This is a genomic window from Arthrobacter agilis, assembly GCF_030816075.1.
In the GTDB taxonomy this organism is placed as follows: domain Bacteria; phylum Actinomycetota; class Actinomycetes; order Actinomycetales; family Micrococcaceae; genus Arthrobacter_D; species Arthrobacter_D agilis_E.
This window is the reverse complement of sequence record NZ_JAUSXO010000001.1, coordinates 1,251,043-1,266,372: the sequence shown is the minus strand read 5'-3', so window position 1 is coordinate 1,266,372 and position 15,330 is coordinate 1,251,043. Positions and strand designations below refer to the sequence as shown.

11 protein-coding genes and 1 pseudogene are annotated in these 15,330 nt (G+C 70.8%); 4 read left to right on the top strand and 8 right to left on the bottom strand.

Annotated elements, in window-relative coordinates:
* The first annotated feature begins 23 nt into the window (after window positions 1–23).
* Both QFZ50_RS05585 and QFZ50_RS05580 read left to right on the top strand, forming a co-directional pair.
* Complete coding sequence (locus QFZ50_RS05585) at window positions 24–785, top strand: TetR/AcrR family transcriptional regulator (RefSeq protein ID WP_307082704.1); 762 nt, start codon at window positions 24–26, stop codon at window positions 783–785.
* Window positions 782–2,902: an acyl-CoA dehydrogenase family protein gene (locus QFZ50_RS05580; RefSeq protein WP_307082702.1), complete on the top strand. Its 2,121-nt coding sequence runs from the start codon at window positions 782–784 to the stop codon at window positions 2,900–2,902. The genes QFZ50_RS05585 and QFZ50_RS05580 overlap by 4 nt, the downstream gene beginning before the upstream one ends.
* A gap of 159 nt (window positions 2,903–3,061) precedes the next feature.
* Here the strand turns inward: QFZ50_RS05580 and glgA are convergent, their stop codons facing one another.
* A complete protein-coding gene (gene glgA, locus QFZ50_RS05575; RefSeq protein ID WP_307082700.1) occupies window positions 3,062–4,255 on the bottom strand; it encodes a glycogen synthase in 1,194 nt (397 codons plus the stop codon).
* Window positions 4,256–4,389: 134 nt separating this feature from the next.
* On the opposite strand from glgA, the gene glgC reads away from it, so the two are divergent.
* Window positions 4,390–5,634: a glucose-1-phosphate adenylyltransferase gene (gene glgC, locus QFZ50_RS05570; protein WP_307082698.1), complete on the top strand. Its 1,245-nt coding sequence runs from the start codon at window positions 4,390–4,392 to the stop codon at window positions 5,632–5,634.
* Between the two features lie 137 nt (window positions 5,635–5,771).
* Here glgC and QFZ50_RS05565 read toward each other — a convergent pair whose 3' ends face one another.
* From QFZ50_RS05565 to QFZ50_RS05555, 3 genes and pseudogenes are all read right to left on the bottom strand, one after another.
* Complete coding sequence (locus tag QFZ50_RS05565; RefSeq protein WP_307082695.1) at window positions 5,772–6,623, bottom strand: transglutaminase family protein; 852 nt, start codon at window positions 6,621–6,623, stop codon at window positions 5,772–5,774.
* On the bottom strand, window positions 6,620–7,546 hold the full coding sequence (locus tag QFZ50_RS05560) for an alpha-E domain-containing protein (RefSeq protein WP_307082692.1): 927 nt from the start codon (window positions 7,544–7,546) through the stop codon (window positions 6,620–6,622). The genes QFZ50_RS05565 and QFZ50_RS05560 overlap by 4 nt, the downstream gene beginning before the upstream one ends.
* Window positions 7,547–7,624: 78 nt before the next feature.
* Window positions 7,625–9,191 (bottom strand): annotated as a pseudogene (locus QFZ50_RS05555) (circularly permuted type 2 ATP-grasp protein).
* A gap of 109 nt (window positions 9,192–9,300) precedes the next feature.
* Between QFZ50_RS05555 and pepN the strand changes: the two are divergent.
* Window positions 9,301–11,913, top strand: coding sequence for an aminopeptidase N (pepN, locus tag QFZ50_RS05550; protein ID WP_307082690.1), 2,613 nt, complete (start codon window positions 9,301–9,303; stop codon window positions 11,911–11,913).
* Here pepN and QFZ50_RS05545 read toward each other — a convergent pair.
* From QFZ50_RS05545 to QFZ50_RS05530, 4 genes are all read right to left on the bottom strand, one after another.
* Window positions 11,898–12,986 (bottom strand): lipoate--protein ligase family protein, encoded by a 1,089-nt coding sequence (locus QFZ50_RS05545; protein WP_307082688.1) that lies wholly within the window; start codon window positions 12,984–12,986, stop codon window positions 11,898–11,900. The genes pepN and QFZ50_RS05545 overlap by 16 nt on opposite strands.
* A gap of 225 nt (window positions 12,987–13,211) precedes the next feature.
* The gene (locus tag QFZ50_RS05540) at window positions 13,212–13,469 is read right to left on the bottom strand and encodes a type B 50S ribosomal protein L31 (protein ID WP_307082686.1); all 258 of its coding nucleotides are present in this window, start codon (window positions 13,467–13,469) and stop codon (window positions 13,212–13,214) included.
* A gap of 101 nt (window positions 13,470–13,570) precedes the next feature.
* A complete protein-coding gene (locus QFZ50_RS05535; protein WP_307082684.1) occupies window positions 13,571–14,395 on the bottom strand; it encodes a TrmH family RNA methyltransferase in 825 nt (274 codons plus the stop codon).
* Window positions 14,396–14,435: 40 nt separating this feature from the next.
* Window positions 14,436–15,221 carry an ABC transporter ATP-binding protein gene (locus QFZ50_RS05530; protein WP_307082681.1) on the bottom strand — a complete coding sequence of 262 codons (786 nt, stop codon included), beginning with the start codon at window positions 15,219–15,221 and terminating at the stop codon, window positions 14,436–14,438.
* Between the last annotated feature and the right edge of the window lie 109 nt (window positions 15,222–15,330).

Genomic DNA, 15,330 nt, shown 5'->3' with positions numbered 1-15,330 from the left:
GCGTACCTGATACGCTGGGTATCATGAAGCTCCCGTCGGCACTGAAGAGTGCCTCACCGCCCGTGACCGACGGCGCACCGACCGCGGCCGACGGCCGGTCCAGCCGCTGGGAGAAGCACCGCGCGGAGCGGCGGCGGCAGCTCATCAAGACCGCCCGGCGTGCTGTGGACGCCCTCGGCCCGAGCGCGTCCATGGAGGACATCGCGGCGGCCGCCGACACCTCCAAGTCCGTCTACTACCGCTACTTCGGCGACAAGACCGGGCTGCAGCGGGCCATGGCCGAAGTGGTCATCGGGCAGATGCAGCAGAAGGTGCTCGACGCGGCGAAGGCGGCCGCCACGCCCCGCGAGGGCCTGCACTCGATGGTGCTCGCCTACCTGCAGATGGCGCAGACCTCCCCCAACGTCTACGCCTTCGTCACGCGGGTGGGGATCGCCGAGTCCGCAGCGGCCGACGACGGCGCCCAGGACACCCTCGCGCACTTCCTGGCCGCGATCACCGAGATGGTCTCGCAGCCCATGCGCTCCTACCTCCTCTCCCCCGACCGTCCCGCCGGTCCCGACGACGCCGCGCCCGAGTACTGGCCGGCGGCGGCGATCGGCATGGTGCGGGCCGTCGGCGAGCGCTGGCTCTGCGCACCCGACGGTCCCGACAAACCCACCGAGGAGCAGATGGCCCGTCAGATCACGGGCTGGCTCTTCGACGGCATCAGCCGGTACGAGGATCTCGTCCCGGCCGCCCCGCTTCCCCCCGCAACCCGCCGACCAGCGAAGGACACGCCATGACCGACACCCTCTCCAGGCAGCAGCAGATTCCCGCCACGAGCGGCATCCGGGACGACGACCGGGCCACCGTGGACACGGCCGAGCTCGGCGAACTGCTCCTCGGCCGGTGGGCCCACGTCCGCCGCGTCGCCCGCGAGCTCGCCGGACGTCCGGAGCTGCACAAGATCGAGGGCCTCACCCACACCGATCACCGGCTGCGCTGCTTCGACCAGCTCCACTACCTCGTGGGCCAGAAGGCCGTCCACCGCGCCTTCCCGAAGGCCTTCGGCGGCGACGAGGACAACGGCGGCAACATCGCCGGGTTCGAGGAGCTCGTCGTCGCCGACCCCTCGCTGCAGATCAAGGCCGGCGTGCAGTGGGGCCTCTTCGGCTCCGCCGTCCTGCACCTCGGCACCGAGCAGCACCACGAGGCCTGGCTGCCGGGCATCATGAACATGGAGATCCCCGGCTGCTTCGCCATGACCGAGACCGGTCACGGCAGCGACGTGGCCAGCATCGCGACCACCGCCACCTTCGACCCGGAGACGGACGAGTTCGTCATCCACACCCCCTTCCGCGCCGCCTGGAAGGACTACATCGGCAACGGTGCCATCGACGGGCGTGCCGCCGTCGTCTTCGCGCAGCTCATCACCAACGGCGTGAACCACGGCGTCCACGGCCTCTACGTGGAACTGCGCAACGAGGACGGCTCCTTCAAGCCGGGCGTGGGCGGGGAGGACGACGGCATCAAGGGTGGCCTCAACGGCATCGACAACGGGCGGCTGCACTTCACCGACGTCCGGGTCCCGCGCACCAACCTGCTGAACCGCTACGGCGACGTCGCCGCGGACGGCACCTACAGTTCGACCATCGCCTCCCCGGGCCGCCGCTTCTTCACGATGCTCGGCACCCTCGTGCAGGGCCGCGTCTCGCTGGACGGAGCGGCCGTCGCGGCGAGCAAGCTCGCCCTCACCGCGGCAATCACCTACGCGACGCAGCGCCGGCAGTTCAATGCGTCCTCGAACCTCCGCGAGGAGGTGCTGATGGACTACCAGCGGCACCAGCGCCGACTCCTGCCCCGCCTCGCGGCGACCTACGCGGCCGCCTTCGCGCACGAGGAACTCCTCGAGAAGTTCGACGGCGTCTTCTCCGGGGACCAGGACACCGACGAGGACCGCCAGGACCTCGAGACCCTGGCTGCCGCGCTGAAGCCGCTCAGCACCTGGCTGGCGCTGGACACGCTGCAGGAATGCCGCGAGGCGACCGGCGGGCAGGGGTTCCTCATCGAGAACCGGTTCGCCTCGCTGCGCGCCGACCTGGACGTGTACGTGACCTTCGAGGGCGACAACACCGTCCTGCTGCAGCTCGTCGCCAAGCGCCTGCTGACCGACTACGCCAAGGAGTTCAAGGGCGTGGACTTCGGGGTCCTCGCCCGGTACGCCGTGTCCCAGGCGGCAGGCAAGACCCTGCACCGCTCGGGGCTCCGGCGCGTCGCCCAGACGGTGGCGGACTCGGGGTCCGGGAAGAAGTCGGCGCTCGCCCTCCGGGACGAGGACACCCAGCGCGACCTGCTGACCGACCGGGTGCAGGCCCGGGTGGCCGCCGTCGCCGCCGTGCTGCGCGGGGCGAAGGGCATGTCGCAGGAGCAGTCCGCGGCGCTCTTCAACGAGCACCAGAACGAGCTCATCGAGGTGGCCCACGCGCACGCGGAGCTGCTGCAGTGGGAGGCGTTCACCCGCGGGCTGAAGAAGCTCCAGGACCCGGGCACGCGGGAGGTCCTCACGCGCCTCCGCGACCTGTTCGGCCTGTGCCTGATCGAGAAGGACCTGGCCTGGTTCCTGATGAACGGGCGGCTGTCCTCGCAGCGGGCCCGGACGCTCGACGGCTACATCAACCGGCTGCTGGTGAAGATCCGCCCGCACGCCCTCGACCTCGTCGAGGCCTTCGGCTACGGCCCGGAGCACGTGCGCTCCGTCGTCGCCGGTGGAGCGGAGCAGCAGCGCCAGAAGGAGGCGGCGGAGTACACGCGCCGCCGCCGCGCGAGCGGGGACGCCCCGATCGACGAGAAGACGCTGCTGGCGCGTGCGGCCAAGGAGAAGAAGGCCAGGAAGGCCGCGAAGGGTCGCCCGCAGCACTGATCACCCGGAGCCGGGACCTGCGTCCCGGCTCCGGCGGGTCACGCTCGCGTCGCCGCCGGAAGGTCGGACAGCACCGGGCTTCCGGCTTCCCGGCGGCCGTTCCTGCCGTCGGACGGGCCGCCGCGGACGTCGATGCGTGGCGAGGCTCCCCGCGGGAGGCTAGAGGACGCTCCGGTACACCCCGAGCGTCGTCTCGGCGATCGACTCCCAGCCGAAGTGCCGCTCCGCCCGTTCGCGCCCGGCCACGCCCATGGCGGACGCCCGGGCCGGGTCCGCCACGAGGGCGTTCAGGGCCGCCGCGAAGTCCGTGACGAACTTCTCCGGGTCCAGCGGCGTGCCCGTGCCGTCCTGGACCTGCTCGAGGGGCACGAGCGTGCCGGTCACCCCGTCGTCGATCACCTCGGGGATACCACCGGTCGCGGACGCGACGACGGCAGCGCCGCAGGCCATCGCCTCGAGGTTCACGATGCCGAGGGGCTCGTAGATGGACGGGCAGGCGAACACCGTGGCGTGGCTGAGGATCTGGATGACCTCGCGGCGCGGCAACATCCGTTCGATGAGCACCACGGAACCCCGCTTCTCCCGCAGGTCCGCGATGAGCACCTCCGTCTCGGCGGCGAGCTCCGGGGTGTCGGCGGCGCCCAGGCAGAGGACCAGCTGCACATCGGCCGGCAGGTGGGCGGCCGCGCGCAGGAGGTACGGGACGCCCTTCTGGCGGGTGTTGCGGCCCACGAAGACCACGCTGGGCCGGGCCGGGTCGATCCCGTGGGCCCGCAGGGCGTCGTCGTCCTCGTCACGCGACCACAGGGAGACGTCGATGCCGTTGTGCACCACGTGCACCTTGCCGGGGTCGACGTCGGGGTAGCTGCGCAGGATGTCCGCCCGCATCCCCGCCGAGACGGCGATCACCGCGGCCGCCGCCTCGTAGGAGGTCTTCTCCACCCAGGAGGAGAGCGCGTAGCCACCGCCGAGCTGCTCGGCCTTCCAGGGACGCAGCGGCTCGAGGCTGTGGGCGCTCAGCACGTGCGGGATACCGTGCAGCAGCGACGCGAGGTGTCCCGCCATGTTGGCGTACCAGGTGTGCGAGTGCACCAGGTCCGCGCCGCCGATGCCCTCCAGCATCTGCAGGTCCGTCCCCAGCGTCTGCACCGCGGCGTTCGACCGCGCGAGGCCCTCCGGCACACCGTAGGAGAGCACCGAGGCGCCGTGGTAGTCCTCCGGGCGGGGCGCGCCGAACGCATGGACCCTCAGGTCCACCTGCGGGGCGAGGACCCGGCTCAGCTCGGCGACGTGCACCCCCGCGCCGCCGTAGATCTCGGGCGGGAACTCCTTGGTCACAATGTCTATTCGCACCATCCCAACGTAGTGCAGTGCGTCGGAGTCCTCTAGTGTGAGGAGACCGGAAGGGTTCCGGGACGGCTGGTTCGGCGCTTCGCCGACCATCCGTCGGGGAACGCAGAACACTCAAGGAAGAGCGGGGGTCGGACGTGGCACCGAAGAAAGTACTTGCCGTGGTGTTGGCAGGCGGAGAGGGCAAGCGGCTGATGCCGTTGACCGCGGACAGGGCCAAACCGGCTGTACCGTTCGCCGGGAGCTACCGGCTCATCGATTTCGCACTGTCCAATCTGGTCAACTCCGGCTATCTGCAGATCGTGGTGCTGACCCAGTACAAGTCGCACAGTCTCGACCGGCACATCTCCGAGACGTGGCGGATGTCCACCCAGCTGCAGCAGTACATCGCCTCGGTGCCCGCGCAGCAGCGCCGCGGCAAGAGCTGGTTCCTGGGCAGCGCCAATGCGATCTACCAGTCCCTGAACCTCATCCACGACGCCCAGCCGGACATCGTCGTGGTGATCGGCGCGGACCACGTGTACCGCATGGACTTCGAGCAGATGGTGGACGCGCATGTGAAGAGCGGTGCGTCCGTCAGCGTCGCCGCCGTCCGCCAGCCGATGAACCTGGTGGACCAGTTCGGCGTCATCGAGGTGGACCAGGACAATCCCGGACGGATCAAGGCATTCGTGGAGAAGCCGGCGACGACGCCGGGGCTGCCCGACGACCCGAACAGCTTCCTCGCCTCCATGGGCAACTACGTCTTCACCCGTGAAGCCCTCCTGCAGGCCCTCGAGGACGACGCCGCCCGGCTGGACACGAAGCACGACATGGGCGGGGACATCATCCCCTACTTCGTGGAACGCAACGACGCCGCGGTGTACGACTTCACCACCAACGACATCCCGGGCGCCACCGACCGCGACCGCCAGTACTGGCGCGACGTCGGCACCATGGACTCGTACTACGACGCCAACATGGATCTCATCTCGCCCCTGCCGCTGTTCAACCTCTACAACCTGCAGTGGCCGATCTACACGCGGCAGAGCGTCTCCCCGCCGGCGAAGTTCGTGCGCAGCGCCTCGGGACGCTCGGGAGAGGCGCACGACTCCATCGTCTCGGCCGGCGTGGTCGTCTCCGGCGGTGCCGTGCAGACGTCCATCCTGGCGACCGACGTGTTCATCGACGAGGCGGCCGAGGTGACCGGCAGCGTCCTCCTGGACAAGGTCACCGTGGGCCGCGGTGCGGTGGTGCGCCGCGCCATCATCGACAAGAACGTCCGCATCCCCGAGGGCGCGCAGATCGGCGTGGACGCCGAACTGGACCGCCGCCGGGGGTTCTCCGTGACGGACTCGGGGCTGACGATCGTCAGCAAGGGCCAGGTGGTCGCCCCGTCCTGACGGGGCGACCCATCGGACACAGGAGAAGGCCCCGGCGATCCGCCGGGGCCTTCTCCTGTCTTTCGGTCCTCGTCCCGGTGTTCTTCCATCCCGGCGTTGCTCCGTCCCGGCGTGGTGTCCGCGGACGCGCGCTGCGGCTAGGCGAGCCTCGTGATCGCCACCGTCACGTTGAGGGTGGAGCCGCCTCCGCCGGACAGGATCCCCTTGAGCGGGGAGACGTCGCGGTAGTCGCGGCCGCGCGCCACGGAGACGTGGAAGTCGCTCGCCGGACCGCTGTTGGTCGGGTCCCAGCCCCGCCACTCGCCGTCGTACCACTCCACCCAGGCGTGCGACTGGCCGGCGACGGTCTCACCGATGCCGGCGCTGCGGCGCGGGTGCAGGTAGCCGGAGATGTAGCGGGCGGGGATGCCGAGGCTCCGGAGGGCACCGATGGCGATGTGCGCGAGGTCCTGGCACACCCCCTTGCGTTCCGCCCACGCGGCGCGGGCGTCGGTCTGCACCCCGGTGGCCCCCTGCACGTAGGCCATCTGCGTCCGCAGCCAGGCGAACACGGCCCGCGCTGCCTCGTGCGGGTTGAGGCCCCGCGCCACGTCGGCGACGAGCTCCCGCACCTCCGCGCCCGGTTCGCTGAGGGCGGTCTGGCCCAGCCAGTCCGCGAACCCATCCGCGAGGTCCGGGGAGGCCAGCTCCTCCCACGAGAGGATCTCGTCCTCCGCGGGCACGCGCTCGACCCGGCTCACCTCCACGGTGGAGACGGCCGTCACCTCGAGGTGCTCGTGCGGCACGTGGACGTCGAAGGACGTCACGCGGGTCCCCCAGTAGTCCCGGTAGCCGGCGACGGCCGCGCTCGACGGGCTGACCTTCAGCGTGGACTCGAGGACCACCTGCTGCGGATCGGTGAGCGGCGTCATGCGCGCCTCGTTGTAGGACAGCGAGACGCGCCGGAGGTAGTCGTAGCCGGTGCGGTGCTCGATCAGCAGGCGTGTCATGAGACCTCTCCGACCCAGGACAGCTCGTCCGCCTGGGAAAAGTACGTACGGGAGACCGCGTCCGAAGCCCTGGCGCAGGCCTTCTGGACACGGTCCATGTGCTCGGGCAGTTCGGACATCAGGTCCCGGGTCTGGTGGAACTCCAGGAACGTGCGGGCCTGACCGACGATCCGGCTCGCGTCGTTGATGAAGCCGACGCGCTGGTACGCGGGGTTGAGCTGGGTCAGGCACTTCTCGGCGTCGCTCAGCGCGTAGACGATCGAGCGGGGGAACAGGCGGTCCAGGAGCAGGAACTCGGCGGCCTGCTGGTCCCCGAAGGACGCCCGGCGTGTCCGCAGGAACGATTCGTACGCGCCGGCGCACCGCAGCATGTTGACCCAGGAGAGGCCGGCCGCGTGCACGTCGTGGGTCGAGAGCATCCGGGCGGTCATGTCGGCCCGTTCCAGGCTGCGGCCGAGCACGAGGAACTGCCAGGACTCGTCGTGGCTCATGGTGGTGTCGGAGAGCCCGCGCACCATCGCGGTGCGCTCCACCACCCAGTGGCAGAACCGGTATGTCCCGACGACGTCCTTGCGGTGCTGGGTCAGGCCGTACCAGGTGGTGTTCAGGCTCTCCCAGACGCTGCTGGAGACCGTCTCGCGGGCACGCCGGGCGTTCTCCCGGGCGGCCCCGAGGGCACCGGCGATCGAGGTGGCGCTCGTCCGGTCGTAGGCCAGCGCCTGCAGGAGGTCCGCGAGGTCGGTGTCCTCCTTCTCCGGCCTGCTGCCCATGACGCCCAGCAGCTGGCGGGAGGTCTCCCGCTGCTGCGCCAGGGGCATCTGGTTGAGCCGTTCCAGGTGGACGTCGAGGATACGCGCCGTGCCGTCGGCCCGCTCCACATAGCGGCCGATCCAGAAGAGGGATTCAGCGATGCGGCTGAGCATGGGTCCTGCCTTCCAGGGGTGTCGGGGCGGAGGGGTGCCCGGTGGTGCCGGCGTGAGGGGTGTCGGAGGGTGCCTGCGTCATTGCTGCTGCTGTTCCGACTGCTTGTCCTGCCAGTTGGTCTCGATCGGCCAGACGCTGGTGCGCTCGCGGACGGCCACCGGTCGCTCCGGCGGCGCCGCACCCTCCCCGGGCGCGCGGACCTCGCCGTCGACCACCCAGGTGTCCTTGGAGCCACCGCCCTGGCTGGAGTTGACGATCAGGGAGCCCTCCTTCATGGCAACGCGCGTGAGCCCGCCGGGCAGGACCCACACGTCCTCGCCGTCGTTCACGGCGAACGGGCGCAGGTCCACGTGGCGGGGGCTGAACTGGCCGCCGGACATCGTGGGCACGGTGGAGAGCTGCAGGACGGGCTGCGCGATCCAGCCGCGCGGGTCCTCGAGGATCTTCGCGCGGAGGGTGTCGAGCTCGGCCCTCGTGGCGTCCGGGCCGATGACAAGACCCTTGCCGCCGGAGCCGTCCACGGGCTTCACCACCAGCTCGTCGAGCCGGTCGAGGACCTCCTCGCGCGCCGGGGCGTCCTCGAGCCGGTACGTGTCCACGTTGGCGATGATCGGGTCCTCGCCCAGGTAGTACCGGATGAGGTCCGGGACGTAGGTGTAGACCAGTTTGTCGTCGGCGACGCCGTTGCCGACGGCGTTGGCGATGGTCACCATGCCGGCGCGCGCCGCGTTGACGATGCCGGGGCACCCGAGCACGGAGTCGGCACGGAACTGCAGCGGGTCCAGGAACTCGTCGTCGATGCGCTTGTAGATGACGTCCACGCGCTGCTCCCCCGCCCGTCGTCCGCATGTAGACGCGGTTGCCACGGCAGATGAGGTCACGGCCCTCGACCAGTTCCACGCCCATGAGACCGGCGAGCAGCGTGTGCTCGAAGTACGCGGAGTTGAACACGCCGGGGGTCAGGACGACCACCGTGGGATCCTCGACGCCGGGGGGCGCCGTCTTCCGGAGGGCGGCGAGCAGGCGCCGGGGATACTCCTCGACGGGGCGGACGCGCTGCTGGCCGAACGCCTCGGGCAGGCCCTTGGCCATGGCGCGGCGGTTCTCGAGCACGTAGCTGACTCCGCTGGGGACGCGCACGTTGTCCTCGAGCACGCGGAAGGTGCCCTGCTGGTCGCGGACCACGTCGATCCCCGAGATGTGCACGCGGACCCCGCCCGCGGGTGCGAAGCCCGCGACCTCGCGGTGGAAGTGCGCGCTGGAGGTGATGAGGCGGCGCGGGATCACGCCGTCGGACACCACCGCCATCTTGTCGTAGACGTCGTTGAGGAACGCCTCGAGGGCCTTCACGCGCTGGGCCACGCCGCGCTCGAGCGTGTCCCAGTCGGAGCCGGCGATCACGCGCGGCACGATGTCGAGGGGGAAGGGACGTTCCTCCCCGGCGAAGTCGAAGGTGACGCCCCGGTCGAGGAAGGTGCGGGCCATCGAGTCGGCCCGTGCTGTGACGGCGGCGAGATTCAGTGCGTCCAGGGCGGCGGCGACCTGGCCGTACTCGGTGCGCGGCAGGTGCCCCGCGTCGAACATCTCGTCGAAGGCGGGCGTCTTGCGGGCGGCGGCTGCGTAGTCAGCGAAAAGCTCGGACATGGGACAACAGTGCCATGCATCACCCCTCGGTACACACCCGCACACACCGGTACACGCGCAGTTAATCTGCCGGAAACAACGGGCTCGGCGTGCATGGTTGAATGGCCGGATGGAGAACGAGAATCTGGGCCGCGACGAGGCAGCCGGCCGGTCGGCCCTGCTGCAGACCGAGAGCTACACCGTCGAACTGGATCTCTCCGGGGCACGCGACCCCGACGCCGGCACCTACCGCACCGTCACCACAGTGGTCTTCTCCTGCCGGCAGCCGGGCAGTTCCACCTTCCTCGACTTCATCGGGGACGTCACGGCGCTGGAACTCAACGGGAAGGTGCTCGATCCCGCAGCGGCCGACGGCGCCCGCGTGGCGCTCCACGACCTCGCCGACCGGAACACGGTACGGGTGGAGGGACTGGCGCGCTACAGCTCGAGCGGTGAGGGACTCCACCGCTTCGTGGACCCGGCGGACGGGGAGACCTACCTCTACACGCAGTACGAGCCCGCGGACGCCCGGCGCGTCTTCGCCTGCTTCGAGCAGCCGGACCTGAAGGCATCCTTCTCCTTCAGCGTCCTGGCGCCCGCGGACTGGACGGTGGCCTCCAACGGTGCCGAAACGGCCGTGGAGCCCGTGGAGGGGGCAGCCGCTCCCACCGCACGGTGGGTCTTCGCGCCCACCCAGCGCATCTCGACGTACATCACGACGGTGCTCGCCGGCCCGTACCACCGGGAGACCGCGGCGTGGACCGGTGCGGCGGGGACGGCGGCGGAGGGACTCGAGGTCCCGCTCGCCCTCTACTGCCGCCGCTCGCTGGCGCCGTCCTTCGACGCCCCGGAGATCTTCGACACGACCAGGCGCGGCCTCGACTTCTTCCACGACCTGTTCGACTACCCCTACCCGTTCGGCAAGTACGACCAGGCGTTCGTGCCCGAGTACAACCTCGGGGCCATGGAGAATCCGGGCCTCGTCACCTTCACCGAGAACTACGTGTTCCAGTCCGCCGCCACCGAGGCACAGCGCGAGGGGCGGGCGAACACGATCCTGCACGAGATGGCGCACATGTGGTTCGGCGACCTCGTGACCATGCGCTGGTGGGACGACCTGTGGCTGAAGGAATCCTTCGCGGACTACATGGGCGCCCTCGCGGTGGCCGAGGCCACGCGCTGGGAGACCTCGTGGGTGAGCTTCGCCAACCGCCGCAAGTCCTGGGCCTACGTGCAGGACCAGCTCCCGACGACCCACCCGATCGTCGCGGACATCCCCGACCTCGAGGCGGCGAAGCAGAACTTCGACGGCATCACCTACGCCAAGGGGGCCTCGGTGCTGAAGCAGCTCGTGGCGTTCGTGGGCCGGGACGCCTTCACCCGGGCCGCCCGGCAGTACTTCCGGAAGCACGAGTACGGGAACACGACCCTCGCCGATCTGCTCGACGTCCTCGCGGCCGCCACGGGCCAGGACCTCGCGGGCTGGTCCCGCGCCTGGCTGGAGACCTCGGGCGTGCCGTCGCTGCGCGCCGAGGTGGCCACCGTCGACGGTGTCCTCACCGACGTCACGATCGTGCAGGACGCCGTCGACCCGGTGACGGGGCGCGGCGAGCCCCGTCCCCACCGGATCCGGCTCGGCCTCTACACGTTCGACGGCGACGGCCGGCTGGTCCGCACGGCGGCCGAGCCCGTGACCGTCGAGGGGGCACGCACCCCGGTGCCCGCGCTCGTCGGCTCCGAGCAGCCCGACCTCCTGCTGGTCAACGACGACGACCTCACCTACGCGAAGGTCTCCTTCGACGAGCGGTCCCTCGCGACCCTCCTCACCTCGATCCACCTCCTGCAGGACCCCCTGGCACGCGCCACCTGCCTCACGGCCCTCTGGTCCGCGACCCGGGACGCGGAGATGCCGGCCACCTCCTACCTGGACGCGGTCATGCTCGCCGCCCCGGCCGAGACCGGGGTCGGCGTCCTGCAGGTCCTCCTGGCCAACGCCCGGACGGCCGTGGAACGCTTCGCCCCCGCGGCTGTCCGCCCCGGGCTCCGCGACCGCCTGGGCGACTTCCTGGCGGGCGGCCTGCGCGCGGCGGACCCAGGATCCGACCTGCAGCTCGCCTGGGCGCGCGCCCTCGCCGCCGCCGCCCGGACCGCACCGCGCGCGGCCGACGTCGTCCGGTCCGTGCTCGACGGCGACGAGGAGATCGCCGGCCTGCCCCTCGACGCCGAGCTGCGCTGGTTCTTCCTGCAGGGCCTCGCCGCGCAGCAGCGGCTGCGGACCGGGGAGCTGGAGGCGCAGCGCGCCGAGGACGCCACGGCGTCAGGCCGCGTGGGCTTCACGCTGGCCTCGGCCGCCATCCCCGACGCCGCCATCAAGAAGGCCACGTGGGAGGAAGCCGTGCGGGGCGAGCGGCTCTCCAACGAGCTGCTCGGCGCCGCGATCGAGGGTTTCATGATCGGCGGGAGCGACCTGCTGGGACGGTACGAGGAGCCCTACTTCGAGATGATCCGCGAGGTCTGGGCGACGCGCGGGATCGAGATGGCGAGCAGGATCGTGCGCGGACTGTACCCGGGCCACCAGGACCTCGACGGCGCACCCGACCGGCACCCCGTCGTCGTGAGGACGGACGCGTGGCTCCTCGCACACGCCGACGCGCCCGCGGCGCTGCGCCGCATCATCATCGAGGAGCGGGACCACCTGCTGCGGTCGCTGAGGGCGCAGGCCCGGGCTCAGGGTACGCGGTAGAGCCAGTCCTCCGTGCCGAACTTCTCCGCCACGAGCTGCTCGGCGCGGCGGAGCTCGGCCTCGGACAGGGTGGCGTCCACGGCGCCGTAGCGCCGGCGGAAGGTGCTCATCAGGACGTCGATGATCTCCTCGCGGGTCCTGCCCGTCTGGCGGCGCAGCGGATCGACGCGCTTCTTCGCGCTCTTCGTCCCCTTGTCCGACATCTTCTCCTTGCCGATGCGGAGCACCTCGAGCATCTTGTCCGCGTCGATGTCGTAGCTCATGGTCACGTGGTGCAGCATCCCGCCGTTCGCGAGCCGCTTCTGCGCGGCACCGCCGATCTTCCCCAGCTCGGTGGCGATGTCGTTGAGGGGCTGGTACCAGGCGGTGATACCGAGCTCCTGCAGTGCCTCCATGACCCAGGCGTCGAGGAAGGGGTACGAGTCGGCGAAGCTCATGCCGTCCACGAGCGACTGGGGGACGTAGATGGAGTAGGTGATGGCGTTGCCGTGCTCCATGAACATGGCTCCCCCGCCGCTGATCCGCCGGACCACCGTCACGCCGTGCCGGACAGCCCCGTCGGGGTCCACCTCGTTGCGCATGGACTGGAAGCTGCCGATCACCACGGAGGGCGACTGCCACTCCCAGAACCGGAGGGTGGGATTCCGCGCACCCGTGCCGACGTCGTGCGTGAGGACCTCGTCCATGGCGACGTGCATCGCGGTGGAGAGCGGCGTGGGCGGGATGATCTCCCAGGTGTGGTCCGCGAAGCTCGTGGCCCTGCCCAGGGCACGGCGGACGGCCGTGGCGATCGCTTCGGCCGAGAACCCGAACAGGACGGCCGACGGGTCCAGGCGTGCCGTGACGGCGGCGGCGAGCTCCCCCGGGGCCGTGTCGGCGGGGAGACCCTCGAGCGCCGCGTTGATGTCGAGGAGCGCCTCGTCCGGTTCGAGGAAGAAGTCGCCGTTGACGGAGACGTCCGCGAGGCGACCGTCCCGGACCGTGAGGTCCACGGCCGTGAGCTTGCCGCCCGGTGTCTTGAACTCGCCGTGCAGGCGTGCCGTATCCGATGCCGATGCCGATGCCGATGTCATGATCTGGACCTCTCCGGACCGCCCGCCGGGCGCCTCGGTGTCGTGGTGGGTGTCGTGGTGGCGTTCTCTGTCGTGCTGCAGGTCCTGCTGCAGGTCGTGGTGCCTGGCCTGGGCCCGCGCCGGGGACTCCGGATCAGTGCGTCTTAAGCGGGAAAAGCCACGCCGGAGGGGCGTGGCTTTTCCTCGAGGACAGGCTCGGGCCCGTGCGTCCGGTGCGGAGCTGGACTACTTCTTGCCGCCGAAGCCCTTGAAGCGGGCGTTGAAGCGCTCGACGCGGCCGGCGGAGTCCATGATGCGCTGCTTGCCCGTGTAGAACGGGTGCGACTCCGAGGAGATCTCGACCTCGATGAGGGGGTAGGTGTTGCCGTCTTCCCACTCGATGGTCTTGGACGAGCCGACCGTGGACTTGGTCAGGAACGCCTTGTCGGAGGCCAGGTCGCGGAAAACGACCGACTGGTACTTGGGGTGGATATCAGACTTCACGGGACTACCTTCTCTGGTTGCCTGGATTTTGCCAGGCACGGGGGATTGAAAGGTTGGCGACTGGGCCAGCTAGTAATACTAGCGCAGGAGCCGCCCCGCCGCTAAACCGCGGGCGGGGCGTCGTCGTACCGGCACTCCCAGAACGCGACGGCGGCTGCCGCGGCGACATTCAGGGAGTCCACGCCCCCGTGCATGGGGATGGTCAGGGCGACGTCGGCCTGGGCGAGGGCGGCGTCGGTCAGGCCTGCCCCCTCGGTGCCGAGCAGCAGGGCGAGCCTTTCGTGTTCCCGGGCGGGGAACGCACCGAGCGGCACGGCTCCGGGGGTGAGCGCCAGGGCCGCGAGGGTGAAGCCGGCGCCGCGGACGGCGGCGAGGTCCTCCGGCCAGGAGCCGAGCCTCGCCCAGGGCACCTGGAAGACGCTGCCCATGCTGACGCGCACCGCGCGCCGGTAGAGCGGATCGGCGCTGCGCGGGCTGATCAGGACGGCATCGATCCCGAGCGCGGCGGCCGACCGGAACACGGCGCCGAGGTTGGTGTGGTCCACCATGTCCTCGATCACCGCGACGCGGCGGGCGGAGGCCAGGAGGTCGGCGAGCGGCAGCGGCGCCGGACGGTGCATCGCGGCGAGGGCGCCGCGATGCAGGTGGAATCCGGTGATCGCCTCGAGCGTCGCCTCCGGCGCGACGAAGGCCGGCACGGACGGGAACCGCGCGAGCACGTCCTCGAGGTCCGGCAGCCACTTGGGAGCCAGCAGGAACGAGCGCGGCGCGTGCCCGGCGTCGACGGCCCGGCGCAGCACCTTGGAGCTCTCCGCGATGTAGAGGCCCTCGGCAGGCTCCCGGGCGAGGCGCAGCTGGACGTCGGTGAGGTTGCGGTAGTCGGCGATCCTCGGATCGTCGGCCGTGTCGAGCTCGATCAGGGGCATCAGCGGCCCACCACGCCCGCGGGGACGCCGGGGGCGGTGCTCACGCCCTGGCGACGGCGCTGTAGCGGCCGTTCTCCTCGGTGACCTTCAGGGCGACGTCGAACGCGGCGCCGAGGTTCTCCTCGGTCAGCACGCCGCCGATGGGGCCCGCGGAGACGACCGCGCCGTCACGGAGCAGCAGCGCGTGCGTGAAGCCCGGCGGGACCTCCTCGAGGTGGTGCGTGACGAGCACCATCGCGGGCGCGTCCTCGTCGCGGGCGAGCTCGGCGAGGCGCTTCACGAGGTCCTCGCGGCCGGCGAGGTCGAGGCCGGCGGCCGGCTCGTCGAGGAGCAGCAGCTCCGGGTCCGCCATGAGGGCCCGGGCGATCTGCACCCGCTTGCGCTCCCCCTCGCTGAGGGAGCCGAAGCGGCGGTTCATGAAGCGGGACACACCCCAGGTGTCGAGCAGGCGGAACGCCCGGCGCTCGTCGAGGCGCTCGTACTGCTCGCGCCACCGCCCGGTCACGCCGTAGGACGCCGTGACGACGACGTCGAGCACGGTCTCGTGGTCCGGTACCTGGGCGGCCAAAGCGGCCGAGGCGAGGCCGATGCGGGGGCGCAGCTCGAAGACGTCCACCGCGCCCATGACCTCGTCGAGGATCCCGACGACGCCGCGCGTGGGATGCAGGCGGGCTCCGGCGAGCTGGAGCAGCGTGGTCTTGCCTGCCCCGTTGGGACCCATGACCACCCAGCGCTCGCCCTCCCGGACCTGCCAGTCGATGTCGTCGATGAGGGTCTTGCCGCCCCTGACGAGGCTCACTCCCGCCAGTTCCAGAACGTTGCACATGGTCCTAGACACTAGGCTAAGGAGCGGCTCCGTGGCGAAACCACCGGGCCGTGCGGACGGCGCCCGTCGCCGGCCGGGACGCCTGACACGCCCGGCGGTACGCGGTGCC

Bases quoted from the DNA above. Each gene is read 5' to 3' on its own strand.
- QFZ50_RS05560 (WP_307082692.1), bottom strand. From the start codon at position 7,546: ATGCTCAGCCGCATCGCTGAATCCCTCTTCTGGATCGGCCGCTATGTG.
- QFZ50_RS05545 (WP_307082688.1), bottom strand. From the start codon at position 12,986: ATGACATCGGCATCGGCATCGGCATCGGATACGGCACGCCTGCACGGC.
- QFZ50_RS05535 (WP_307082684.1), bottom strand. From the start codon at position 14,395: ATGCCCCTGATCGAGCTCGACACGGCCGACGATCCGAGGATCGCCGAC.
- QFZ50_RS05565 (WP_307082695.1), bottom strand. From the start codon at position 6,623: ATGACACGCCTGCTGATCGAGCACCGCACCGGCTACGACTACCTCCGG.
- QFZ50_RS05580 (WP_307082702.1), top strand. From the start codon at position 782: ATGACCGACACCCTCTCCAGGCAGCAGCAGATTCCCGCCACGAGCGGC.
- QFZ50_RS05585 (WP_307082704.1), top strand. From the start codon at position 24: ATGAAGCTCCCGTCGGCACTGAAGAGTGCCTCACCGCCCGTGACCGAC.
- QFZ50_RS05530 (WP_307082681.1), bottom strand. From the start codon at position 15,221: ATGTGCAACGTTCTGGAACTGGCGGGAGTGAGCCTCGTCAGGGGCGGC.
- pepN (WP_307082690.1), top strand. From the start codon at position 9,301: ATGGAGAACGAGAATCTGGGCCGCGACGAGGCAGCCGGCCGGTCGGCC.